Origin of the sequence: Delftia sp. GW456-R20, assembly GCF_001622915.1 — a bacterium.
Classification (GTDB): domain Bacteria; phylum Pseudomonadota; class Gammaproteobacteria; order Burkholderiales; family Burkholderiaceae_C; genus Comamonas; species Comamonas acidovorans.
In genome coordinates this window covers 1,136,279-1,160,880 of sequence record NZ_LWCN01000004.1, presented here as the reverse complement: position 1 = coordinate 1,160,880, position 24,602 = coordinate 1,136,279, and the positions used below count along the sequence as shown (strand labels likewise).

17 protein-coding genes and 1 tRNA gene are annotated in these 24,602 nt (G+C 68.7%); 4 read left to right on the top strand and 14 right to left on the bottom strand.

What is annotated here, in order from left to right:
- On the bottom strand, positions 1-2,652 hold the full coding sequence (locus A4F85_RS10565) for a hybrid sensor histidine kinase/response regulator (RefSeq protein ID WP_063326557.1): 2,652 nt from the start codon (positions 2,650-2,652) through the stop codon (positions 1-3).
- A gap of 223 nt (positions 2,653-2,875) precedes the next feature.
- On the opposite strand from A4F85_RS10565, the gene A4F85_RS10560 reads away from it, so the two are divergent.
- Together A4F85_RS10560 and A4F85_RS10555 are read left to right on the top strand one after the other, a co-directional pair.
- On the top strand, positions 2,876-4,222 hold the full coding sequence (locus A4F85_RS10560) for a dicarboxylate/amino acid:cation symporter (RefSeq protein WP_063326556.1): 1,347 nt from the start codon (positions 2,876-2,878) through the stop codon (positions 4,220-4,222).
- A 160-nt stretch (positions 4,223-4,382) separates the two neighbouring features.
- The gene (locus A4F85_RS10555; protein ID WP_063326555.1) at positions 4,383-5,357 is read left to right on the top strand and encodes a DUF4434 domain-containing protein; all 975 of its coding nucleotides are present in this window, start codon (positions 4,383-4,385) and stop codon (positions 5,355-5,357) included.
- A gap of 17 nt (positions 5,358-5,374) precedes the next feature.
- On the opposite strand, the gene A4F85_RS10550 is transcribed toward A4F85_RS10555, so the two are convergent.
- The 13 genes from A4F85_RS10550 to A4F85_RS31100 all read right to left on the bottom strand — a co-directional run bounded on the left by A4F85_RS10550 (position 5,375) and on the right by A4F85_RS31100 (position 21,928).
- Positions 5,375-6,520, bottom strand: a complete 1,146-nt coding sequence (locus A4F85_RS10550; protein WP_063326554.1) for an acyl-CoA dehydrogenase family protein — start codon at positions 6,518-6,520, stop codon at positions 5,375-5,377.
- A gap of 26 nt (positions 6,521-6,546) precedes the next feature.
- Positions 6,547-7,248 (bottom strand): alginate O-acetyltransferase AlgF, encoded by a 702-nt coding sequence (locus tag A4F85_RS10545; RefSeq protein WP_063326553.1) that lies wholly within the window; start codon positions 7,246-7,248, stop codon positions 6,547-6,549.
- On the bottom strand, positions 7,245-8,729 hold the full coding sequence (locus tag A4F85_RS10540; protein ID WP_063326552.1) for an AMP-binding protein: 1,485 nt from the start codon (positions 8,727-8,729) through the stop codon (positions 7,245-7,247). Before A4F85_RS10540 ends, A4F85_RS10545 begins: the two co-directional genes overlap by 4 nt.
- 57 nt (positions 8,730-8,786) lie before the next feature.
- Positions 8,787-9,026 (bottom strand): acyl carrier protein, encoded by a 240-nt coding sequence (locus A4F85_RS10535; protein WP_012204786.1) that lies wholly within the window; start codon positions 9,024-9,026, stop codon positions 8,787-8,789.
- Positions 9,027-9,047: 21 nt separating this feature from the next.
- Positions 9,048-10,628 carry an MBOAT family O-acyltransferase gene (locus tag A4F85_RS10530; protein WP_063326551.1) on the bottom strand — a complete coding sequence of 527 codons (1,581 nt, stop codon included), beginning with the start codon at positions 10,626-10,628 and terminating at the stop codon, positions 9,048-9,050.
- A 13-nt stretch (positions 10,629-10,641) separates the two neighbouring features.
- Positions 10,642-11,787: an alginate O-acetyltransferase AlgX-related protein gene (locus A4F85_RS10525; protein WP_063326550.1), complete on the bottom strand. Its 1,146-nt coding sequence runs from the start codon at positions 11,785-11,787 to the stop codon at positions 10,642-10,644.
- Between the two features lie 4 nt (positions 11,788-11,791).
- Positions 11,792-12,832, bottom strand: a complete 1,041-nt coding sequence (locus A4F85_RS10520) for an alginate O-acetyltransferase AlgX-related protein (RefSeq protein WP_063326549.1) — start codon at positions 12,830-12,832, stop codon at positions 11,792-11,794.
- A 57-nt stretch (positions 12,833-12,889) separates the two neighbouring features.
- The gene (locus tag A4F85_RS10515; protein ID WP_063326548.1) at positions 12,890-15,757 is read right to left on the bottom strand and encodes an NfrA family protein; all 2,868 of its coding nucleotides are present in this window, start codon (positions 15,755-15,757) and stop codon (positions 12,890-12,892) included.
- Positions 15,754-17,475, bottom strand: coding sequence for a glycosyl transferase family protein (locus A4F85_RS10510; RefSeq protein WP_012204791.1), 1,722 nt, complete (start codon positions 17,473-17,475; stop codon positions 15,754-15,756). The genes A4F85_RS10515 and A4F85_RS10510 overlap by 4 nt, the downstream gene beginning before the upstream one ends.
- Positions 17,476-17,517: 42 nt before the next feature.
- Positions 17,518-19,743, bottom strand: a complete 2,226-nt coding sequence (locus A4F85_RS10505) for a hypothetical protein (RefSeq protein ID WP_063326547.1) — start codon at positions 19,741-19,743, stop codon at positions 17,518-17,520.
- A 79-nt stretch (positions 19,744-19,822) separates the two neighbouring features.
- Positions 19,823-21,025 carry a non-hydrolyzing UDP-N-acetylglucosamine 2-epimerase gene (gene wecB, locus A4F85_RS10500; RefSeq protein WP_063326546.1) on the bottom strand — a complete coding sequence of 401 codons (1,203 nt, stop codon included), beginning with the start codon at positions 21,023-21,025 and terminating at the stop codon, positions 19,823-19,825.
- A gap of 621 nt (positions 21,026-21,646) precedes the next feature.
- Positions 21,647-21,736: transfer RNA gene (locus A4F85_RS10495), tRNA-Ser, on the bottom strand.
- 33 nt (positions 21,737-21,769) lie between these two features.
- Positions 21,770-21,928: a hypothetical protein gene (locus tag A4F85_RS31100; protein WP_156517001.1), complete on the bottom strand. Its 159-nt coding sequence runs from the start codon at positions 21,926-21,928 to the stop codon at positions 21,770-21,772.
- 494 nt (positions 21,929-22,422) lie between these two features.
- Between A4F85_RS31100 and A4F85_RS10490 the strand changes: the two genes are divergently transcribed.
- Both A4F85_RS10490 and A4F85_RS10485 read left to right on the top strand, forming a co-directional pair.
- Positions 22,423-23,403 (top strand): hypothetical protein, encoded by a 981-nt coding sequence (locus tag A4F85_RS10490; protein WP_231890522.1) that lies wholly within the window; start codon positions 22,423-22,425, stop codon positions 23,401-23,403.
- A gap of 45 nt (positions 23,404-23,448) precedes the next feature.
- Positions 23,449-24,549, top strand: a complete 1,101-nt coding sequence (locus tag A4F85_RS10485) for a peptidoglycan-binding protein (protein ID WP_063326544.1) — start codon at positions 23,449-23,451, stop codon at positions 24,547-24,549.
- Positions 24,550-24,602 lie beyond the last annotated feature (53 nt).

Here is a 24,602-nt window from a genome sequence, read left to right as displayed (position 1 = left end):
CTATCGGTGGCGCAGCAGCATCTGGCTCATGAGCGCGCGCAGCGCGGGCGGGCGCACGGGCTTGGCCAGAAAGCCCCAGCCGCGCTCGGCCGCCTGGCGGCGCACCATGCCGTCGCGCTCGGCCGTGACCAGGATCACGGGCGGCGACTGGCCCCAGCGCTGGCACAGCTGCGCGTAGACATCGGGGCCGTGCAACTGGCCCAGGCGCACATCGAGCAGCACCAGCTGCGGCGCTTCGCCGGGCGCGGCCAGCGCCAGCGCCTCGGCCGGGCCACCGGCCAGCGGCACGTTGCAGCCCCAGCGCTGCAGCAGGGCGCGCATGGCGGTGCAGGACTGGGCATCGTCTTCCACGTACCAGGCGCTCATGCCCTGCAGCGGTGCGTCCTGGCCTGCCTCGCCGCAATGCGTGGCCGCGGCGATCTGCGGCACGGCTGCGGGATCGCCCAGCGGCACGCAGACCCAGAACACGCTGCCCCGGCCCAGGTGCGAGCGCAGACCGATCTCGTGGCCCAGCAGGCGGCCCAGGCGCTCGACGATGGCCAGGCCGAGCCCGGCGCCACGGTCGTCGCCATGGCCTTCGTCCAGGCGGCGGAATTCCTCGAAGATCTCGTGCTGCAGGCTTTCGGGAATGCCCGGTCCCTGGTCGTGCACCTCGATGCGCAACTGCTGGCCCTGGCGCCGGCAGCCGATGACGATGCGGCCCTGGCGCGTATAGCGTATGGCGTTGGACAGGAAGTTCTGCAGGATGCGGCGCAGCAGCGCCTCGTCGCTGCGCACCACGCAGCGCGTGTCCACCGCGCTCAGGCGCAGGCCCCGGCTTTCGGCCAGGATGCCGAAGTTGTGGCGCATGACCTGCAGCAGCGGCCCCAGCGCGAAGTCGCGCACGCGCACCTCCAGCTGGCCCGATTCCATGCGCGAGATGTCCAGCAGGCTGCCCAGGATGGCGTCCTGCGCGGCCAGGGCGCCGTCGATGCTGTCGGCCACGTGGCGGCCCGCGTCGTCATGCAGATGGCTGCGCAGCAGGGAGCTGAACATGCGCGCGGCGTTCAGCGGCTGCAGCAGGTCGTGCACGGCGGCGGCCACGAAGCGGGTCTTGTAGCGGTTGGCCTGCTCGGCCTCGCGCTTGGCTTCGGCCAGGTCGCGCGTGCGCTCGGCAATGCGCTGCTCCAGCGCATCGGCCAGCGAGCGCAGCTCGCGCGCGGCGTTCTTGTAGCTGGTGATGTCGGCGTAGCTGGTGACGAAGCCGCCATCGGGCAGCGGGTTGCCGCGGATCTCCAGCACCGTGCCGTCGTCCTTGGTGCTTTCACGCAGGTGCGGGCTGCCGCTGCGCAGATGCTGCAGCCGCCGGTGGATGGCCTCCTCGATGGGGCCGGGCCCCAGCAGGCCGCGCCGGGCGTTGTAGCGGAACAGGTTCTCTATGGGCTGGCCCGTGCGCAGCAGTTCGGAGGGAAACCGGAACAGCTCCACGTAGCGCGAGTTCCAGGCCACCAGGTTGAGGTCGGCATCGATCACCACCACGCCCTGGGGCAGGTGCTCCAGGCTGCGGCTCAGGCCCGTGTCGGCCTGGCGCGCGGCCTGGACGATGCCGTCCTGGGCCGTGCGCAGCTCCTGGGCATGCTGGCGCAGCACGGTCTCCAGCTCCAGGCGGCTGCGCAGGCGCAGCGCGGCCAGCCGCCTGCGCTGGCGCACGAACAGCACCAGCAGGCCCAGGGCCAGCCAGCCGCCCGCAGCGGCCGCCGCCGCCCAGCGGCTGGCCACGGTGCTGGCCTGCGTGTCGTGCAGCAGGTGCAACTGCCAGTCGCTGCCGGGCAGGGGCAGGGTCTGCCACAGCGTGGTGCCGGGCAGGGCGGGCTCCTGCATCTGCACCAGGCGGCTGCCTTGCTCCAGGCCTTGGCGCACGCGGTAGCGCATGGGGTGCAGTTCCTGGTCGATGTACTGGCGCGTGGCGGCCAGGTCCGCCTCGTCGGCGGGGCTCAGGGGTGACAGCAGGCGGTAGCGCCAGTCGGGCTGGCTGGCCAGGAAGACCACGCCGTGCTCGTCCGAGGCCATGACCACGTCGGGCGTCTGCAGCCATTCGCGCTCCAGCTCCAGCAGCGCGATCTTGATCACCACCAGGCCCGCGACGGCGTTCTGTTCGTCCAGGATGGCCTGCGACAGGAAGTAGCCCGGCAGGCCCGTGGTCAGGCCGATGCCGTAGAAGCGTCCGCTGCCGCGCGACAGCGCCTGCTGCACATAGGGCCTGAAGCTGTAGTCCACGCCCACGTTGCTGCGCGTCTCGCGCCAGTTGCTGGCGGCCAGGGCCGTGCCGTGGCGGTCGATCAGGGTCAGCGTGGACGACTGGCTGGCGCCGTTGGCCTGCTCCAGCTTGCGGTTCAGGGCATCAACCTCGGCGGCGGACAGCGGGTGGGTGAGGGCGGCGCGCAGCTGCGCGTCCAGCGCCAGCACCTCGGGCAGGGTGCGGTAGCGGTCTATGCGCTGGCCCAGGGCCTGGGCGTAGAGGCTGAGCTGGCGCTGCACGCTTTCGGCCTCGCCGCGCAGGGCGCGGTGGTAGACCAGCTCACCGGCCAGCAGCATGCAGGCGAGCATGCCGCCGAACAGCAGCAGCAGGGTCCAGAAGGAGCGGCGTGAAGGGCGTCGAACGGGTTGGGGCATGGTGGTCTGGACCCGATTGGGCGCCAGCTTGGTGCCTTCCAGGGGCGGGAAGGGGTTGGGGATTACCCTGATTCTGCGTGCATTCTCCCTGGGAGAGCACCTGCGCCTAATACCAATAGGTTATCGGCGCCGGAGGATGCCAGCGGTACAACCTGCACCTTCCCGCAACTTGCCGCACCTCGGTGGTGCGTCAACCCCACAGAAATCCTGCCGGAGCCGCACCATGCATGCCGTCCCCACCCACGCCGCCAGCCCCGAGCGGCTGCCTTTCTACCGCCAGCTGTATTTCCAGGTGGTGGTCGCCATCGTGGCAGGCGTGCTGCTCGGCCACTTCGAGCCCCAGTACGCCGAGCAGTTCAAGCCGCTGGGCGATGCCTTCATCAAGCTGGTGAAGATGATCATCGCGCCGGTGATCTTCCTGACCATCGTCACCGGCATTGCGGGCATGACGCACCTGCGCACCGTGGGCCGCGTGTTCCTCAAGGCCATGGCCTACTTCCTGTTCTTCTCCACGCTGGCCCTGGTGGTCGGCATGGTGGTGGCGCACGTGGTGCAGCCCGGCGCGGGCATGAACATCAACCCGGCCGACCTGGACCAGGCCGCCGTCAAGGGCTATGTGGCCAAGTCGCACGAGCTGACGCTCACCGGCTTTGCCATGGACATCATCCCCAAGACGCTGGTCAGCCCCTTTGTGGGCGACAACATCCTGCAGGTGCTGTTCGTGGCCGTGCTGTTCGGCATCTCGCTGGCCATGGTCGGTGATGCGGGCAAGCCCGTGCTGAACTTCCTGGAGGCGCTGACGGCCCCCGTGTTCAAGCTGGTCGGCATCCTGATGAAGGCCGCGCCGCTTGGAGCCTTTGGCGCCATCGCCTTCACCATCGGCAAGTTTGGCCTGGGTTCGCTGGTGAACCTGGCCTGGCTGGTGGGCTCGTTCTACATCACCTCGCTGCTCTTTGTGGTCGTAGTGCTGGGCTTCGTGGCGCGGCTGTGCGGCTTCTCGGTGCTCAAGCTGGCGCGCTACCTGAAGGCGGAACTGCTGCTGGTGCTGGGCACCTCGTCCTCGGAATCGGCCCTGCCTTCGCTGATGCAGAAGATGGAGCGCGCCGGCTGCGGCAAGTCCGTCGTGGGCCTGGTCGTGCCCACGGGCTACTCCTTCAACCTGGACGGCACCAACATCTACATGACGCTGGCCGCGCTGTTCATCGCCCAGGCCACCAACACCCACCTGACCCTGGGCCATGAGATCGCGCTGCTGCTGGTGGCCATGCTCAGCTCCAAGGGCGCTGCCGGCGTGACCGGCGCGGGCTTCATCACCCTGGCCGCCACGCTGGCCGTGGTGCCCGAAGTGCCCGTGGCCGGCATGGCCCTGATCCTGGGCGTGGACCGCTTCATGAGCGAGTGCCGCTCGCTGACCAACTTCATGGGCAACGCCGTGGCCACCGTGGTGGTCTCGCGCTGGGAAAACGAGCTGGACTACACCAAGCTCAACGCCGCCCTGGATGGTGCTCCCGCCATGGAGGTGACCCCGGCAGGAACAGCGGTACCTGCCGCTGTCGGCAAGGTTTCCTGATCCATACCGGGGCGACGCATGGTGCGCGGCCCCTGAAAGCGACAACCCTCAGCCCAGCCAGGTCAAGCCTGGCTGGGCTGCTGCTTTTTAAGGCGGCTGCCGCGCCGCTTGGCTGTATTCTTGGTGCTTCGCTTCACGCAGCCTTGCGGCCGTTCCCACCATGCATTTGTCCAGACGCGAATTCCTCGGCGCCGGCGCGGCCGCCGCCTGTGCCTCGCTGGTCGGTTGCGCGGCCTCGGCGCCCGTGTCGGGCAGTTTTCTGCAGCCGTGGCGCAGCCATCTGGAGATGCCGCGCGACCAATGGCGCCAGCGCCTGGCCGCCACCCAGGCGCTGGGCTGCCGGGAGCTGTTCGTGCAATGGAGCGGCCTGCTGGGCGATTCCGAGGCGGACAGCTGGATGCTGGCCGACGCGCAGATCGCCGACCTGCTGGACATCTGCACCGAACTGGGCATGGGCGTGCACCTGGGCCTGCCCTATGACGAGCGCTGGTGGAAGCAGATCAGCCTTTCCAACGCCGCGGGCCCCGCGCCCTACCTGGCGCATATCGCCGAGCAGGGCGCCAGCCATATGTACGCCAGCACCTGGCCGCGCCACGCGGCGTTTCGCGGCTGGTACATCCCCTACGAGCTGGAGCAATACCACTGGGCCGCGCCCGAGCGCGTCGAGCTGCTGGTGAGCGCACTGCAGCCACTGGCGCAGGCGGCAGCGGCCACGTCCGGCCAGGTGCCCGGCATCTCCACCTATTTCAGCCAGCTGCAGACGCTGGGCAGCCTGCCCACGCTGTGGAGCATCCTGCTGGACCGGGTGTCCCTGCGCCCCATGGTGCAGGACGGCGTGGGCGTGGCGGGGCTGCGCAACTACGAGGCGCTGGCACCGCTGCAGCAGATGCTGCTGGAGCGCAGGGCGCCGTTCGACCTCATCGTGGAACTGTTCGAGCAACTGCCGCCCACGCGGCCCGATGGTTCGGACTTCCAGGCGCGCACGGCCAGTTTCGAGCGCGTGCGCCGCCAGTGGGACGTGGCCCGCGACTACGGCGCCCAGCGCGTCGTCGCCTTCGCCATCGACCCCTGGGTGCTGAACGACACGCCGGAGGCCCGGCAACTGCTGCGCGAGTGGAAGGCCGCCGCCCGCTGAGCGCGGTGGCTGCCGGGTCAGAAGCGCTTGCCGATGATCTCTCTGAGGATCTCGCTGCTGCCCCCGAAGATGCGCAGCGCCCGCGCATCGGCCCAGGCGCGGCCAATGCCGTATTCGGCCATGTAGCCGTAGCCGCCGTGCAGCTGCAGCAGTTCGTCCAGCACCTGGCCCTGCAGCTCGGTGGCGTTGAGCTTGGCCATGGCGGCGGTGACGGAGTCCAGTGAGCCTTCCATGTGCTGGGCCAGGCAGTCGTCCAGAAAGACGCGCAGCATGGTGGTCTTGGCCAGGGCGTCGGCGAACTTGAAGCGGGTGTTCTGGTAGTCGAGCACGCGGCGCCCGAAGACCTTGCGGTTGCGCACGAACTCGGCGGCCTCGTCCAGCATGCCTTCGGTGGAGGCTGCCGCGCGCAGCGCGATCGCCAGCCGCTCCTGCGCCAGCTCCTGCGTCACATGCTCGAAGGCGGCGTTTTCGCGCCCCAGCAGGTGGTCGGCCGGCAGGTGCAGTTCGTCGAAGAACAGCTCGCAGGTGTCCTGGCTGTGCTGGCCTATCTTGCGCAGGGCGGCACCCTTGCCCAGGCCCTTCATGCCTTCTTCCACCACGAACAGCGACAGGCCGCGCGCGCCCAGGTCGGGCTCGGTGCTGGCCAGCACCACCATCAGGCCGGCGTTGACGCCATTGGTGATGAAGGTTTTCTGTCCGTTGAGCACGTAGCCGCCGCCTTCGCCCTCGCTCTTGCGGCGGGCGCGCGTGCGCACGGCCTTGAGGTCGCTGCCCGCGCCGGGCTCGGTCAGGGCGATGGCGCCGATCAGCTCGCCCGTGGCCATGCGCGGCAGCCAGCGGTCCTTCTGCACCTGCGTGCCGAAGTTCCAGAGATAGGGGGCCACCATGTCGGAATGGATGGAAAAGCCGATGCCCAGGCAGTTGGCGCGCGCCAGCGCCTCGATGACCACGGCCGCGTGGCCGAAGTCGCCGCCCTGGCCGTAGGGCGGGGGCAGGTCGCAGTTGAGCAGGCCGCTGTCGCCCGCCTTGCGCCACAGGGCGCGCGGCGTGATGCCCTCGGCCTCCCAGTCATTGATGTGGGGCAGGATCTCGGTGGCCACGAATCGGTCCACCTGTTCCTTGAACAGCAGGTGGTCTTCACGCAATACGGAGCGGGTGCGCATGTCTGTGTCGGTCTCCTTGGGCTGGGTCAGGGACGATAGGTGTCGGTGGCGCTGGCCTGGCCGCGCAGCACGGGTGCGGCGGCCGTACCCGTCATGAACAGGCTGTAGTGGTCGCCCGGTTGCAGCTGGGGCAGCGCCAGCGGCGCGCTGGCCGCAGTGGCGCAGGTGGCGGCGAGCTGGGCGCTGACCGGGTTGATGGAGCGGCTGGCCGACCTGGCGGGCGCCACGCCCGTGAACAGCGGCGTGCCCGTGCCGGCGATCTTGAGCCCGCCTTCGGTGCAATCGTCGATCAGGTTGTAGAAGCGCAGCTCGGCCTTGAGCGCGTCCTGGCTTCCGCCGGAGTCGTCGATGGACGTGAAGCGCGCGGCCGCGTTCTTGCCCTGGCGCTGCGGCACCAGGGTGGTGAAGCTGCCCGGCGCCACCTTCATGCTGCCGGCGCTTTTGCCGTCCAGCTGAATGGCGAAGGGCGTGTCGCCCTTGACGATGGCGTAGCTGCTGGCCGGCTTGCTGCCGGACAGCGTCTGCTCGGGGCCGTCGCCGATCTTAACGCGCAGGCTGCCCGCGTCGGGGTGGACCACGCGCACGAAGGACGAGCCTGCGGGCGGGCGCGCCGCATAGAGCTGGGCCAGCGTGCCTTCGGCATGCGCGGCGGGCAGGCAGGAGAGCCCGGCCAGGCCGGCCAGGGCGAGCGCGACGGTACGCATCACGGGGGAAAAAGCGGAGGTCATGCCTGCGGGTCCTTGGTTTCCTTGGCGGGGCGCATGCGTGCATCAAGGTACATGCGCTCCAGTTGCTTGCGGTCGGCCTTGTCAGTCTGCGTCAGCGGAAAGCCGTGGCAGGCCAGCAGTTCCGACGGAATCATGTAGGGCGGCACGCGCTGGGCCAGCAGTTCGCGCCATCCGGCCAGGTCTTCGGGCAGGGGCTGCATGCCGGGCGGGCCGCTGCGGTCCAGGTCCACGAAGCCGATCATGCGCACGATGAAGCCATCGGGCCGCTTGAGTGCCACCGCCGCGCCTGCGCGCACGCCGGGCAGGGTGGCCAGCACGGCATCGACCTCGGCCAGCTCGATGCGGTAGCCGTGCATCTTGATCTGGTCGTCGCGCCGGCCGTGGAAGGTGACCAGGCCCTCGCTGTCGATCTCGCCCAGGTCGCCCGTGCGGTAGCCGCGCTTGCCGTTGCGCATGAACATGCGTGTGGCGTGCAGGTCGGGGCGGTTCAGGTAGCCGCGCATCACGTGGTCGCCGGCCACGCAGATCTCGCCTTCGTCCAGGAACACATCGGCATAGGGCTTGGCCCGGCCGATGGGAAAGGGCAGCGGCGCGCGCTGGCGCAGCGCGGGGTCGATCTCCACCCAGGTGGTGGAGCAGGTGGCCTCGGTGGGGCCGTAGGAGTTGATGATGCGCGCCTGGGGAAAGCGGCTCCACAGCGCCTCGGCCACGGTGGGCGTGAGCGATTCGGCGCCGAAGACGAAGACGCGCAGGTCGGGCAGGTGCTGCTGGTCGAAGTCGGCATCCAGCAGCTGCTGGCGCACGAAGGAGGGCGTGGACGCCCAGACGTTCACATGGGTGCCCGCCAGGTAGGCGGCAAAGGCCTGGCGGTCGGCAATGGTCTCGCGCGCGCACAGCACGCAGGCGCCGCCCGTGACCAGGGCGCCCATCCAGTTGAACAGCGAAAAGTCGAAGCTGAACAGCATCTGGTCCATGAAGACCGGCGCCTCGCCCAGGGCCAGGCAGTCGCGTATCCAGCCGGCGAACAGGCCCAGGCTCTCGCGCCCGATCTGCACGCCCTTGGGATCGCCCGTGCTGCCCGAGGTGAACATGATGTAGGCCAGCGATTTTTCCTGCAGCGGCTGCGCGGCGATGCCGGTGTCCAGGAAGCTGCGGGCCTGCGCGTCGTAGTGCAGGCCGGCCTGCACCAGCGTGGCGATGCGCGCCATGCGCTCGGGCGGGTTGATCACGTCCACCGGCACGAAGGGCACGCCCAGGCGCAGGCAGCCGAGGATGGCCACGAGGAACGCGGTCTCCTTGTGCCCCGTGATCAGCAGCGGCTCGTCGCGCCGCGCGCCGCGCGCCAGCGCCTGCTGCTCCCATTGCGCCACGGCCTGGGCCAGTTGCTGCCAGTCCAGCGTGCCGGCGGCATCGATCACGGCGGGCCGCGCGGTGTCGGCGCCGGGCTCGGTGAAGTCGAAGCGGTCAAAACTGAATCGCATGCGGGCTCCTTGTTGCGCAGGGACAAAGGGACGGGGCGGCGGCGTGCAGGCGTTGCATCAGGCCTTGCGCTGCTCGGCCACGTACTGCGCCAGCGTGTGCACGGATTCCAGGTGCAGGTCGATCTCCGATGGCGGTATCTTGACGCCGAATTCCTTTTCGATGGCCAGTGCCACGTCCACGGCGGACAGCGAGTCCACCAGGCCCGATTCGAGCAGCAGCGTATCGGGCTCGACCGAGGTCAGGATGATGGCGCCGATGATCTGGGCAATCTTGGTTTCGATGTCATTCAGGGACATGGTTTCTCTCCAACAGGTGTTTCAGAACTGGAAATACAGGAAGCGGGTTTCCTTGTGCAGATTGACCAGGCACAGGAAGAGCAGGACCAGGGTCACGGCCGTCCAGCCTGCGCTGGGGCGCCAGCGCATCCAGGCGCGGGGCGCTTCCTGCACCTTGAACATGGCGGGCGAGAAGCGGCCCAGGATCTGGTGGGCATTGGGCGTGAACCAGGCAATGGCCAGCAGCAGCAGGACCAGGGCCAGCTGCATGTGGTGGCCTATGGCCAGGCGTATGGCATCGCCCAGTGCCAGTCCCTGGACGTGGGACAGCGACTCCAGCGCCTCCACGCCGCGCAGGCCGGCCATGCCCTTGAGCAGCAGCATGGCGTCGCCCACGCCGTGGGCGCGGAAGAAGGTCTGGGCGATGAGCACGGCAATGAAGGTGATGACAACGCACAGCGCCTGCACGCCCCGGCCCGACTTGCGTGCGGCGGCCGGCTTGCGGCTGACCACGAAGATGCGCCAGGCATGGTTGACCGACAGGTAGAAGGCATGCAGCAGGCCGAAGATCACGTACTGCAGGCCCGCACCGTGCCAGATGCCCGCCAGCCCCATGGTGAACAGCGTGGGCACGACGATGGTGGCCGCAAAGCCGCCGGGCGTGCGCGCGGCGCTCGATCCCACGGACAGGCCGCGCTTTTCGCGTGCGCGCGAGATGGCCATGGCCACGGGGTAGTACAGGTAGGCCGTGAGGTAGCGCGTCAGCGTCATGTGCCAGCGTGCCCAGAAGTCGATGATGCTGCCGGCCTTGTAGGGCGAGTTGAAGTTCAGCGGGAAACGGATGCCGAACATGCGCGCCAGGCCCAGCGCCATGTCCGAATAGCCCGAGAAGTCGAAGTACAGCTGCAGCGCGTAGCTGAGGCTGGCACCCCAGGCGGCCCAGAACTGCAGGTCCCCGGGCGCGGCGAATCCCGCGTCTGCATAGGGCGCGATCTCGTCGGCCAGCAGCACCTTCTTGGCAAGGCCGATCACGAACAGCGTGCCGCCGATGGACAGGTTGTCCGCGCGGAACCGGTAGTTATCCGGCTGCGCGAACTGCGGCATCATTTCCTTGTGGTGCAGGATGGGCCCCGCGATCAGGTGCGGAAAGAAGGTCACGAACAGCACGTAGCTGAGCAGGCTGCGTTCCTTGACGATGCCCGAGCGGCAGTCCAGCAGGTAGCCGATCTGGGTGAAGGTGAAGAACGAGATGCCCAGCGGCAGGATCAGCTCGTGCATCCCGCCCTGCGTCAGCCCCCATTCGCCCAGGAAGTTGAACAGCGTGGCGAAGTACTTGTAGTGGAACAGCGCCGCCAGGTCGGCGCCCACGCCCAGGGCGGTGACCAGCCCCTGCAGCCGCGCGCGGCCCGCAAAGCGCAGGATCAGCAGGCTCACCACGTAGTTGAAGGCGATGGACAGCGCCAGCAGGGCGACGAACTGCGGGTTCCACCAGCCGTAGAAGACAAAGGACGTCAGGCACAGCCAGAACGCGGCCAGCCGCAGGCTGATGGCCCCGGCCAGGTAGTGGCCCGCCAGCGCGATGGGCAGGAACAGCAGCAGGAAAAGATAGGAATTGAACAGCATGTAGCGGGCGGGGTCACGCAGGCGGGGAGGCGGCGTCCAGCTCCTTGAGCGCCGCTTTTTCATCGTCCGTCAGGGGCAGGGACAAGGTGTTTTCCGAGAACTCCCAGATCACCAGCCGCAGGCTGGCCGGCCAGGAGGCGCGGCGCTTGAGCGCGGCCACCATGGCGCCGCTGAACTGGCCGCCGTCCATGCTGAGGTTCCAGACTTCCTGGCCCAGCGCGCGGCCGAGCTGCGGCGCGAAATTGCTGCGCAGCCCGTTGGAGCTGCCGGCCAGCAGCACCTGCACGGGCGGCGTCTCGTCCAGCAGGCCGCCGCCGCGCACGGGGGCAATGGTCTGCGGGCGCACCTGGTCGCGCCGTGGGCGCCAGCCGGCCGGGGCATCGGCCAGGCCGGCCAGGGCCAGCAGGTCGCCGGGCAGCGGCTGCAGCGGCCCGGGCGCGGATTCCTCGAAGGCCTGGGCACCGCGCTGCCCGCCCAGCAGCGGCAGCGCGGCCTGGGCCACGGCCAGGGCGGCGGCGCGTGCGCCCTCGGCATTCATGTGCACGTCGGTGCGAAAGAACACGGGTTGCGCCTGCTCCTGTGTCTGCAGGGCAGGGCGCAGGGCGGGGCGCAGATCGGCGAAGGCAATGCCGTCGGCCTGCAGGCGCTGCTGCCACAGGTCCAGGCGCTGGAGCATCACGGGTGCCACGGGCAGGCCGCACAGATGGGCGGCCTCGATGCGCGACTTGTCGGGCACGGCCACCACCAGGGTGGCAATGCCTTTGTCCTGCAACTGCCGGGTCCAGTGGCGCAGCAGGCGCTGGCGCGCCTCGAAGGGCGCGGCGCCCGTGCCGGGCTGGGGCCGCAGGCCGTCGCGGTAGAACATCCATTGCGGGCAGCCCAGGGCCACCTGCGCTCCCGTATCGCCCAGCAGGCGGTAGCGCAGCGCGGCCTGGCCGGTTTCCAGCGAGGACTGCGCAGGCAGGCGCAGGCCCTTGTTCAGCGCCGCGCCCGCGCGGCCATCCAGCCAGGCGGCCAGCTGCAGCTCGCCGGCCTTGGGGCCGCCGCTGGCCAGCGTCCAGCCGCCCCAGGCCAGGCCCGACAGCAGCAGGGCGCCCCAGATCCAGGCGTTGCGCCGGTGTCCTTTGTCGGTTTGCAGTTCTTGCGCGGTGGGGTCCACGGTGTCAGCCCTTGAGCGCGGCCCGCAGCCGCTCCAGCCAGGTGGCGTTGGGCATGAGCGAGGCGTTGTCCCACTGGCCGGCCGCGTTGGGGCCGTAGCTGTAGGTGGGCTCGAACATCTGCCACACCAGCACCTGGGGCTTGTGGGCCTTGAAGGCAGGCGACTCCAGGTACTCCAGCAGCATGGTCCACTGGCCCACGTTGCCGGGCTTCCAGTTCAGCGAGACCGGGCGGTCCAGCAGGTTGGAGAGCTTTTGCGGAAAGCCGAAGTAGGGCTGGACCATGCTGTGGCCGGTGACATGGACGGGGGCGGGCTCGTCGTCGAGCAGGCCCTTGGCCGGAGCCTGGCGGCGCACGGTGTAGACCTCGCGGCCGATCTGCTTGCGCTCCTCGGCGGTCAGAAACAGCTCGGCCAGGTCGCCATAGCGGCGCTCGGTGACGGTGTCGCCCAGGGCCAGGCCGCTGCCGGCGCTGCCGGCCAGCTGGGGCACCTCGCCCTGGACCATGCGGGCGGTGGCCTCGGCCGTGGCGTCGGCTGCCGCCTGGGTCCAGTGCTGGTCGGTGCGGTAGAACACGTCCTTGCCACTGTCGCGCACGGTGCGCAGCACGGCCTCGTCGTCAAAGCTGGGAATGCCGGCGGCCTGCAGCGCCTGCAGCACCTGCTTGTAGCGGCCCTGGACATCGGCGCTCATGGCCTTGCCGTCGGGCATCTTGTCGGCATAGAAGCGCACCTTGTCGGGCAGCAGCAGCACCTGCAGCTTCACGCCGCGCGCGGCCAGCAGGTTGCGCGCCTCGGTGATCAGCCGCGTGGATTCCGTGATGCCGGCGCGGTCCACCTGGGTCAGGCTGCCCCAGCCCGGAAACAGCCAGCCGTCCTTGCCCCTGAGAACGATGGAGGAGCTGTCCTGTGCCTGGGCCTGTGCCGTACCCTGCGCTGCCAGCGCGCCCAGCACCAGGGCGCAGCCGGCCAGTCCGCGTGCGGCGCGCGCCATGCCCGAGCGCAGTCCGTGCAGGGCGGGGTGGGGTGCTTGCTTGGTCGAATCCATGGGAGCTTTCTCCTTTTCTCTTGTCTGTGTGGTGGTAGCGGCGGCGGGGCAGGGCTTTCAATAGGACAGCGTCAGCGTCATGAAAAGGCCCTTGGCCCGGTCGGCCTGGCCGCCACCGATGTTGAAGCGGTACTGCATGGACCAGTCCAGATAGGACTGGGCCGTGCTGTAGTGGCTTTCGCGGAACCATTGGCGCAGGCTGACGCCCACGCCTGCGCTGGCGGACCAGCTGCTGCCATTGCCTTGCAGGGCCAGCGTCTGCCCCTGCTGGGCGGCCAACTGGGCTGCGGTGGGCGTGGCGCCCGGGGCGGCCTGCAGGGAGCGCACATCGACGCGGTTCCTCTGCTTGATCCAATCGGCCGCGACCACGCCGAACGGAAAGATCACCAGCCCCTGGTTGATGCCGTCGGCGCGGAAGCTGCGGCCGAAGCGGGCCTCGGTGGAGAAGAACCATTGCTCGCGCTTGTAGCGGCCCGAGCCGTCGCCCACCAGGGCGCCGTTGGTCTGGTCGGTCAGCGTGAAGCGCGAGGCCATGCTCTGGTTGGCATAGCCGGCCTGGCTGTAGCCCTCCATGGTGAACCAGCTGGAGCGGTCCGTGCGCCGGCCCGTGCCCTCGTAGAAGCCGTGGGTGACATAGGCCAGCCAGCCGCCCTGGCCCGCGCCCGCGCTGTACTTGGCCGATATCGGGTTGCCCAGCGCCGGGCCCGTGGGGTTGAGGGGGTCGCGCCCGCTCATCAGGCAGCGCAGCTGGGGCGATTCCGGCGTGATGAAGCCCGAGCGCGTGGCGGAGCCGATGTTGAACTGGCGCTCTATGCCAAAGGTCAGCGCGTACTTGGTGGACGGCGTGAAGCGCATGCCCAGCGAGCCCGTGGTGGTGGGCAGGCCAGAGATGCCGCGGTTGTCGCCCGCCTGCACATTGATGGGCAGGCCGGTGCAGGGGTCGATGGCGCTTTGGCCCAGCGTGGTGCCGCCGCCGTCGTGCAAGGTGCTGCCCAGCCGCCCGTAGACATCGAAGATGCGGGTGGACGAGTTCAGGAAGTTGGACGGGCGCCAGTAGGCCTCGGCCGTGCCGAAGACCGCATCGCCGGCCTGGGTGAGGATGCCGTCCGAGAACGCACGCCCCGCAGGCCGCGCACCCCGGTAGCCCATGGAGACGATGGCGCCCCACTCGCGTGCGTAGCCGGAGACGGCGCTGCGTGCGTTCTCGCGCTGGCCGGGCGTGAGCTTGGCGGTGCCGGCGTCGTCCAGGTCGATGGCTTCCTTGAAGGTGCGCACGGCGCCCCGGTTGTCGCCGGTGCCGGCCAGGGCATAGCCTTCGTCCAGCATGGCGCCCGCTGGCGCCTCGCCCGTGGCGCGCGCCGCGCGAAAGTCCTGCAGCGCCTTGGCCGGCTCTTCCTGGCGCGAGTACAGGTAGCCGCGCTGCATCAGCAGCTGGGCGTCGTTGGGGGTGAGGGACAGGGACTTGTCCAGCCGCAGCAGGGCCTGGCCCTGCTGGTCGCGGTTGCCTGCGGCCAGCGTGGTGGTCAGCAGCTTTTGCAGTTGCGCATTGTCGGGGTCCTGCTCCACGGCCGTTTGCGCATGTTCGATGGCGGCCTTGTAGTCCTGGCGCGCGTAGGCCGCATAGGCCTGGGCGCTGGGGCCGCCCGTGCCCTGGGCATCGGAAGGCTGCAGCTCGCAGACCGTGCCGTAGGGCGTATCGCGGCAGTCCTGCAGCGGCGGCGGGTAGTCGGCCATGGCCAGGGTTTGCGAGGCGCCGCGCGTATCGGCCACCATGGGCGTGTCGCGGCCGGGGCGCAGGTCATCGGCTTGCTTGAGGCGGCGGGCCACGGATTCATCCTGTGCCGGCATGGGCGCCAGCAGCGCGCGGGCGCGTGCCGCGTCGCCAGCGGCCAGGGCCGCGTCGGCCGCGATCAGGCGCAGGTTGGCGGACTGCTTTTCGTCCAGCCAGTCCTGCTTGAGCACGGCGTCGAAGTCCTCGTTGGCCTGTGCGGTCTTGCCCTGGCGCTGGCGGATGTAGCCGCGCATGCCCAGCGCCGCTGTGTCTTCGTTGTCCTGCGCCAGCGCCTCGTCTGCAGCTTTTTCCGCATCGGGCAACTGCTCGGCCAGCAGCAGCGAGGTGATCAGCAGCAGGCGGTGCGATGCCGTTCCCGGCGCCAGCGCCACTGCTTCGCGCGCAAAGGGCACGGCCTGCGCCGGGTTGTTGGCGATCAGCGCCTGGTAGGCCTTTTGCGCCGGCAGCACGGCCTGGCTGCGGCGCAGGGTCTGGCGCTTGGCCACCAGGTCGCTTTTGTTGGGAGGGTCCAGGGCCAGGGCGGCATCTGCGGCCTCGATGGCGGCGCCCAGCTGTTCCTGCGCCTCCAGCGCGCCTATCCACAGCAGCGCCCACTGGCCCTGGCTGGGGTCCAGGCGAAAGGCCTGCTCGGCCCTGCGCGCGCTGTCCGCGTAGTTCTTGGCGTTGTAGTCGGTGTAGGCCTGCGTGGCGATGGGAAAGGCCTTGTTGTAGGCCTCGGAAGCCGTGGCCCCCGCAGGCCCGCCCGCTGCCCCGCCTGCCGCTGCGGCCCGCACATTGGTTTCGGCCTGCTGCAGCGTGGCCTCGTCCAGCCCGGCGGCGCGGGCCGAGGCGATGGCCTTGAGCGCTTCCTCGTTCTTGCCCTGCTTTTGCAGCGAGTAGATCAGCAGCATGCGCAGGCGCAGCAGGTCGGGGCGCAGCTGTACGGCCGATGCGGCGGCGGTCGCGGCCCGTGCAAAGCGGCCGGCCTGGTAGTGGGCATAGGCCTGGTTGGCCAGTTGCCACGCGCGGCCCCTGAGCGGCGCCTCCGCCTTGACGGCCGCCACGGCCTGCGGCCAGGCCGGTGGCGTGTTCCAGCCGGCGCCCAGCAGCGCGGCCAGCGTGAGAGGGCGAACGAGGGGAGCGAGATGCTTCATATGCCGGCCCTTGGGGTGCTTGGAATGCCTTGTGCGGGAATGTCGGGATGCACCGTGGGGTCGGTGGGCTCCCCCTGCTGGAAGCTGATGGCCTCGCGCAGCGTGGCCTCGTCCAGCCAGCCCTGCTCCATGAGGATGGCGCCCAGCGGACGGCGTTCGCGCTGCTGTATCTCCAGCGCGGTGGCCAGCCGGGTTTCGTCGATGGCCTGCCATGACAGCAGCAGCTCGCCCAGGCGCTGGCGCTGGTGGCTCAACTGGTCGGTGGACGGGAAGTCGTGCATGGTCTTGTCCCAGGCCAGCCGCTTGCCCGTGACCAGGTGGACGATGAACAGCTTCCAGGCGCGCGCCGCCGCCATGGCATTGATGAAGTTGCCGATCACCATGCGCGGGATGGACAGCATGGCGTGCTCCCAGCCGTACAGGCGCGAGACGAACCAGGCGCGCTGCACCACGCGCAGCAGCAGGGCGATGACGTTGACGCTCATCAGCGTCACCAGCCAGCCGTTGGGAGCGAACAGGGACGGGTAGTACACCGTCCACCAGCCCATGTGATCGGCCAGCAGGAACAGCAGGAAGTTAAGCAGCAGCAGATAGGCCAGGATGGCCACGAAGGAGGTCACCAGCCCCTTGCGGTCACGGAACAGCAGGTACTTGGTGGACAGCGGCCCGGCCCAGCCGACCTGGCTCCAGCCCTGCAGGCCGATGCCCAGTGTCCAGCGCGCCTTTTGCCGGTAGGCGGTCTTGAAGGTGTTGGGAAAGAACTCGCGGATGCCCAGCGGCATGGTCAGCGTGGACACCTTTTCCTTGCCCAGGCCGAACAGCGGCTTGCGCCGTATCACGTAGTCCACGGGGAACTTGCCGAAGATCTGCTTCATGCCCCGGCGTGCCAGCCGCGCGCCGATGTCGTAGTCCTCGGTCAGGGTGTCGGTGTTGAAGGGCTGGTTGTGGGTCTCGGCCGCCAGCTCCTCCATCGCCTTGCGCGAAAAGCAGGTGCCCACGCCGGCCGAGGGCACCATGTGCGACATGCTCTCGCGCACCACCAGGTCCTTGGTGTGCCATTCGGCGAATTCGTCCATGTAGGTGCCGGCCACCAGCTCGTACCACTCGCGCTCCAGCGAGGTCACGGGCAGCTGGATGAAGTCCATGCGCGGCAGCAGGTAGTTGTAGTACTTGAGCTCCAGCGGGTGCAGCACGTCCTCGCTGTCGTGCAGGATCACGCCGGCAAAGGGCTCGGGCTGCAGCGTGTTCTGCTGGAAAATGGCCTGCACGATCCAGTTGAGGCAGTCGGCCTTGCAGGTGGGGCCGTCATGGGGCACCTCCACGCGGACCAGCTGGCGGTAGCGCCGGCGCATGCGCTCGACCTCGTTCTTGGTGCGTTCGTCGTTGCGGTAGGTGCCCACGAAGATCATGTAGTTCTTGTAGTCCAGCGTGCCCACCATGCTCTCCAGCATGGGCGCGATCACGTCGTACTCCAGCCAGGCCGGCACCATGATGGCCAGCGGCTTTTCCTCGACCTCCTGCAACTGCTGTGCCTTGAGCGGCTGGTAGCGGCGCTTGACGGTCAGCGCGCGCCAGGCCTCGCGCACCCAGTACCAGGCGTCGATGAACAGGTCGTCGATGCTGGACAGCAGGATGACGACGGCCACCACGGCGCTGACGATCTCCAGCGCGTGGTAGTAGTCGGCCACCAGGTAGGGCCAGTAGAGGGAAGAGATCATGGCGATCGCCTCATGCCGTCGTCATCGTTGCCCGGGCCGGGCTCAGTGCTTGGACTGCTTGCTGCGCGCCACCGCCCAGGCCAGCACCACCAGCAGCAGCACCACGAACAGCGCGATGGCGATGCCCGGCACGCTCCAGGAAAGGAAGTTGCGCCATTCGTGGAAGGCGCTTTCGCGCGGGCCCGACGGAATGCCGGTTTCGGGATTGCTGCTGTCCACCCAGGCCAGCGGGCCGTCGCCACCGATCACGGCGATGTTGCCGCGATTGAGCAGGAAGGGCTCGCCCAGGCCGCCCGTCCACTCGCCGATGGCATGCCACAGCACGCCCTGCTGGCCGCCTGCCGTGACCACTTCGGCCGAGGACAGTTGCTTGAGTCCCTTGATGTCCAGCCAGTCCGCCGACTTGCCGCGGATGCGCAGCTGCTGCCGGTCCGTCACCGTCACCAGGGGCTTGGCGCCGTCCACCGGCACTTCCATGGCGACAAAGGGCATGGAGGGCTTGGCCGTTGCATCGGCCTGGGCCACGACCAGCTCGGCCTGCGAAGCCGACAGGCCGCTGGCGGCCGCCAGGTTGGCCATGCGCTCCAGCGCGGCCGGCGCTGCCGACAGATAGCTGGCGGGCACCAGGAACTGCGACTTGGCGCCCAGCAGCGGCAGCAGGCCGATGAAGCTGCCGTTGGCCTCGGCCTTGCCGGGCGTCACGTAGCTGATGGCCGGCAGCACGCTGGCGGGGTAGGGCTGGGGAATCTCGTTGCAGTCGGCCGAGTAGGGCTGGCGCTGCACGGACACCCGCAAGGTGTTGTTGATGCCCAGCGCATAGCCGGGCACACGGGCGCGCAGGCGTTCGGGCTGGCCGTTGGCCTCCAGCTGGCGGGCCGACAGCAGCATGCCGTTCCAGAACAGCGTGGCCACGGGGCGCGTGGCCGAGGCGCCGGGGGCGGCGGCCACGTACAGCGTGATCTCGCCCGGCATCTGGCCCTGCGAGGCCACGGCGCTCAGCGGGAAGTTCATCGTCCAGTCGCCGCGCGACAGCACGTCGAAGCTGTCGGGACTGCCGCCCAGGCTGGACAGGCGTATGCCCTTGGCCTCGTCCCATTGCGGGGGCTGGGCCGCGGCCACGGTCACGTTGTCGCTGACCAGCAGGCGCTGCAGGGCGGCCTCCTGCAGGCCGGCCACGCGCGCACCCGCGTCGGCGGCCACGGCCAGCACCATCTGGCGGCCCATGGGCAGGGCGCGCAACTGCTGCGAGGCCAGCGCCTCGTTGGCCAGCGGCGCGCGCCGGGCGCGCCATTGCTGCAGGGCCTGGCCCGCATCGGGGTCGGCCGCCAGCTGGGCCTGCAGGGCCGCGAAGGCGGCGGTCAGGCGCTGCTGCAGTGCCTTGTCGGCCACCACGATGTCTCCGCTGACCTGGGCGGCCCCCAGCATGAGCAGCGCGCCCAGTTCGGCGTCACTGGCCAGCTTGTGCTGGGGCTCGGCGCCGCGCAGTGCGGCAAAGGCGGGCACGCCGGCCAGGACGGCGGGAACCTCCAGGCCGCGCAGGTCCAGCGTCTCCCCCACGGCGGGCAATGCATTCACCGTCATGCGCCTGTTGTTGCGCTGCAGGCTGGCGCCGATGCGCCAGGCACTGTCGAACGAGGCCTGCTCCAGCTGCCGGCCGGCCACCAGCACGGTGGCGCGCACGGGCAGGGTGTTCCAGACATCTTCGATGCTGCGCACATCGCGCGGGTCCACGCGGTAGCTCAGCCGTGTCTGCGGCGAGATGGTCAGGGAGTTGGCCAGGGAGTGGTTGTCATCGCATCGCACCTGGCCGTTGCGGCTGCGCCAGTTCACGCCCAGCCGCACGAAATCGCTGGCGCGGGCCTGCTGGGCGACGGGCAGCGTGCGCTGCAGCATGCCGTCACCGTCGGGCACGGTCTGCGACACGGCGGGCGTGCCGTTGAGCGAGATCACCACGGTCGAGACGCCGGGCTCGCCCTTGAGGTAGCGGCTGTCGAAGGCAATGCTGGCATCGCCCAGCGGCAGGCCGCGCGGCACGGGCAGGTAGAAGTCCTGGGTGGCCGTGCCGGCCAGCACCACGGGATCGACGATGCCCAGCTCCTTGAGCGTGACGCTGCGCTGCAGCCCGTCGCTGGCGCCCAGCTGGCGTATGGCGTCACCCAGCGCCGAGGCCGAGGCCGTCTGCGCGAACAGGGCGCCCAGGCCCAGCAGCGAACCCAGCGCCCAGCGGGCCCCGGTGCGGGAAAGCGATTGGCGGATGGTCGGTTGCATGGGGGCCTCTTTTCTCACTTCGGTGCTCGATTCGTAATGCGCTTCGTGGACGTGATGCGCAGGGTGGTGCGTGCGTGGTTCAGGCCGGCGCCATGCCCTTGGTCACGGCGGCCGCTATGTCCGGGACGGCCGCGCCGCCTGTGTGTCCGGCGGCAAACTCGTCGAAGGGCTGTCCCAGCAGGGCACGCACGATGCGCTGCGAGGCCTGGCCATCGCCATAGGGATTGATGCGGCGCGCAAACGAGGCGTGGTGCCCCTCGTCGGCCAGCAGCCGGTTGACCTCGGCCACGATGCGCGCGCGCTGCGTGCCCACCAGCAGCACGGTGCCGGCCGATACGGCCTCGGGCCGCTCGGTCACGTCGCGCATCACCAGCACGGGCTTGCCCAGGTAGGGCGCCTCTTCCTGCACGCCACCGGAGTCGGTCAGGATGATGTGGGCGCGCTGCATGAACCAGACGAAGTCCACATAGTCCAGCGGATCGATGAGGCGGATGTTGTCCATGCCGCCCAGCGTGCGCATGACCACTTCGCGCACGGCGGGGTTGAAGTGCACGGGGTAGACGATGAGCAGGTCCGGATGGCGCTGCGCCAGCTCGGCCAGCGCAGCGCAGATGTTCTGGAAGCCTTCGCCGAAATTCTCGCGCCGGTGTCCCGTGACCAGCAGCAGCGGGCGCTGCGCATCCACCCAGGGATGGCGCTGGGCAATGGCACGGGCCAGCTCGGGCTGGGCATCGAGCCGGTCGCACAGCGTGGCCAGCGCATCGATGACGGTGTTGCCCGTCACGGCGATGCGGCCCTGCAGGTTCTCGCCCAGCAGGTTGGCGCGCGACGTGGGCGTGGGCGCAAACATCCACTGGCTGACCACATCGACCACGCGGCGGTTCATCTCTTCGGGAAAGGGCTGGGCCAGATCGCCGGTGCGCAGGCCGGCTTCCACGTGGCCTACCGGAATGCGGCGGTGAAACGCTGCCAGCGCGCAGGCGGTGGCCGTGCTGGTGTCGCCGTGCACCAGCACGTAGTCGGGCTTTTCCTGCTCCAGCACGCCATCGGCACCTGCCACCACGCGGGAGAACAGGCCGTTGAGCGTCTGGTTGGGTTGCATGACGGCGAGATCGTGCTGCGCCTGCAGGCCGAACAGATCCATCACCTGGTCCAGCATCTGCCGGTGCTGGCCGGTGACGCACACCACGCTCTCGATGCCCCGCGTCTGCGACAGGGCCGTGACCAGTGGCGCCATCTTGATGGCCTCGGGACGGGTCCCGAAAAACGAAAGAATCTTCATGCCAACCCCTTTTGCGTTTTCCTGTGCTCTTCGCTTGTGCGTTCTTGTGCTGCGCTGTACCCGGCAGGGGCAGGACCCGTCTCAGCCCGAAGACGGGCCGGGCGGGCCGCAAAGCGGTGTGGAATATACGGCGGGTTTTTGGAATTTTCGATCGATTGCTCCGATTCGATTGAAAACTATCGTCAATTGAGAGAAATTGACGGAAGTTAAGAGGACTTGAGGGAGCTTGATGACCTTGCTTTCCATTGGGGAACCTCCGTCGAATCTCAAGCGCCGCAAGCCATGCGCGCCATGGGGCTGGATGCACGTTCGCGCCAGGGGTGCTGTTGCACAAAGCTGCGCGCCTGGGGGCTTTGTTGCAGCTAGTACATCACCGAAACAAGGATGTGCTTGTCAGACGCTTGCCTATTGCTGCCAGCTGCTGCCTATTGCAAGCCCTGGGGCGCGTCTGCGCAAGGCTTGGAGGGGGTGTCCGTGCTGTCGCTTTCCCTGATGTGCGGCCGGTGCGTGGGGCCGAGGCAGGGGCGGGCGCGGCGGGCGCAAACCTGGGCATGAACCTTGCCACAGGCCGGCCCGGAAACGAAAACGGGCCCCGTGTAGGGGCCCGTTTTGCTGGGTGTATGGCGGAGAGGGCGGGATTCGAACCCGCGGTGGGGATTAGCCCACACACGCTTTCCAGGCGTGCGACTTAAACCGCTCATCCACCTCTCCGAAGCCAGCGATTGTAGCAGTGATTTCGGGTGGTCACGGTAAGAAGCTGGAACCGGCAACGATGCGGGTGTGCCCCGCTGCACCTTGCAGGTACAACCGGCAAGGCAGCCCCGGTCGTTTAGCCGCAAGCCATTTGAGATGGTGAATGGTTGCAGTATCGTGAAATTCGGCGAACTTGTGATGCGGGTCCATCTAGGGAATCCTCGGTGCGCACTATTTGCAGTGGGCAACCCATGGCGTATCCGCATTGATTCAGGTTTTCCTCAGCCCAGTGCATTCGATGGAAGCAGATGTCGGGAGCTGTCATGTATACAAGAAGGTATTTTCCTTGCTTTGTGAAATTGGAGTGAATTTCATGTAAGTCATTGATGTTGTTGATTTTTGTTCAAATGAAATCTATCTGGTTTGAAAGGTTCCAGAATGCATCCTGGATGAATTGCAAATGTTGAATGCAATTCTCAAGCGCCGGATGCATTTTGCAACAGACGCCGCATGCCAGCTTGTAGACAATGCCTGCGGCGCCGGGCCTTGAAATGCCTGTTTCAAGCCCATTGCGGCAGATTCCTCCTGTATTGCGGCGTATCGACAGCCCAGGCCAATCATAGAAACCCGCTATCACCATGGCTCACCATTCAATGCGCTCCGATTTTTACTGTGGCGGGGCGCTGCCATGGCGGGCACTGGCCTTGAGCCTTGCGGCGGTGCTGGGTGCCGGGGCGGCGCTCGCTGCCGGGCCGCAGCGGCAGGTGCTGGAAAGCCTGCCGTCCGGCACGGCCAAGGGGGCGCCTGCCTATGAGTTGTCGCTGCCTGCCTGCACGGCGGCGCCTTGTCCCTTTGAGCTGAGGCTGGTGCGTGCCGGCGTGCAGCAGGGCCAGCCAGCGGCGCTGTCCTGGCCGGCGTCCAGGGGGCCGGCGCAATTGGCACAGCCCGATCCGCTGTACGGCGTGGGTGATCCGCTGTCTGCGGCAGCAGGGCTCCAGCACCTTGAGCGCGTGTGGACGACTGGCGAGGAAGAAGACACCGTCACCGCTGCCGTGCGCAGCTTGCGCCTGCCCGGCGTGCAGGGCGGCTCGCGTGCGCTGCTGGTCACGCAGATGGGGGGCTTTGAGCATCCCAAGCGCCGCCATGCGCTGTATGTCGCCACCGCCCAGGGCCCGCACCTGGCCTGGCAGTACGACGAGCCCCAGGGCAACTACCAAAGCTGGGTGCTGGCGCCCACGGGCCGGATCCCGGTGCTGCTGGTGCGCTATGCATCACCGCAGGACGATGCGCCCGACCAGATCGAGACCCGCAGCCTGCGCTGGAACAAGGGCCGGCAGGCGTTTGCCGAGCAGGCCTCGGCACCACCGGCCGCCGTGCAGGCCGTGGTGGCGGCGCGCTATGCCAGCGTGGCGGCCGCACGTGCCGCGCGCGCGCAGCAGACTGAATGCCTGGGCGCCTATTCCGTCGTGCGCACACGCCCCGCAGGCGCCGCGCCCCATCACGCCCTGGTGCAGGTGGCGGCGGACATGGCGCAGGCACATGCCGAATCGCTGCGGCTGCGTGCCTGCTCGGCCAGCCTGCAGCCGCGCACCGTGCCATTGGTGCACCTGCTGCCGGATGCCGGCCTGAAGCCCGGCAACAAACCCGACCGCAAAACCGACCGCAAACCCGAGCCCGCCCGCTGAGCCGTTGCTGCGGGCCATATCGACAACCACAACGAGGGGAGAAGCATGCCTGACATCAAGGACAGCGTAGGCGAGGGCGGCAGCAACCAGGTGCATGACGTGGCCCTGCTGCAGGCCATGCTGCGCGTGGTCAAGGACGCCAAGAACGCGCCATATCTGGGCGTGGACTACGACGGAAGCTACGGCGCGCAGACGCGCGCCGCGCTGGAGCGTTTCCAGAACGACCACAAGCTGGCCGCCGCCAAGGCCGCGCCGGGCCAGCCGCAGGCCGGAGGTGCCAAGGAGGCGCTGGGCCTGGCGGCAGCCGGAGGGGCCACGGTGGCCAAGCTCAGCGGCATGCTGCCGGCCTCGCACCAGGGCATGCGCGCCGCGCAGAACTCCAAGACGGTGTACCTGGAGGCCAAGGCCCAGGACGTGGCCACCAGCAAGGCCGCCATTGCCAACGATGCGGAGTACGAGCCCACCTTCCGCGCCAAGCTGGCCAGCCTGGTGCAGCAGATGTATGACACGCACAAGATCGCGCTGTGGATCACGCCCACGGGGCGCCGGCGCACCTTTGCCCAGCAGGCCGCCGAGACCCAGACCAAGGCCGGCCCGGGCGAGAGCAACCACAACTTCGGCCGCGCGGCCGACATCGGCTTCAAGCGCTTCCAGTGGGTCAAGGGCGACGGCAGCATCGTCACCGACGCCGACTGGCTCAACCAGCTGGAGGCCGTCAAGTCCGCCGATGCATCGCGCTGGTGGAATGAGCGCGACAGCCTGGCGGCCAAGCAGGGCCTGCTGCCGCTGAAGTTCGAGCGCGTTCACCTGCAGGCATTCGCACAGCAGGGGGTGAGCAACCAGCGCTCGCTGGCCAAGCTGCTCAACGCCGTGTCGCAGAACAACATGGGCTGGAAATCCGCCTACCAGGCCGACCTGCAGTCCCAGGGCAAGCACTGGGTGAACGTGGGGTCCGCCAAGTCCATCTGGGCTGGAACAGCCTCCGTGACCAAGGCCGATCTTGCCAAGGCCCGCACGGCGGCCACCGGCAAGCAGGTCAAGGAAGCGCAGATCACCCAGGACGAGGTGGACGCCATGCGCCGCATGCTCAAGGCCGATTTCGAGCAGGCCGACCTGAACTGGTCCAAGTGGGCGCCCGTGCCCTGAGCCTGGCCGGACGCCTGCCGTGCAGGCAGGCGTCACTCCCATCGCATCTTCCG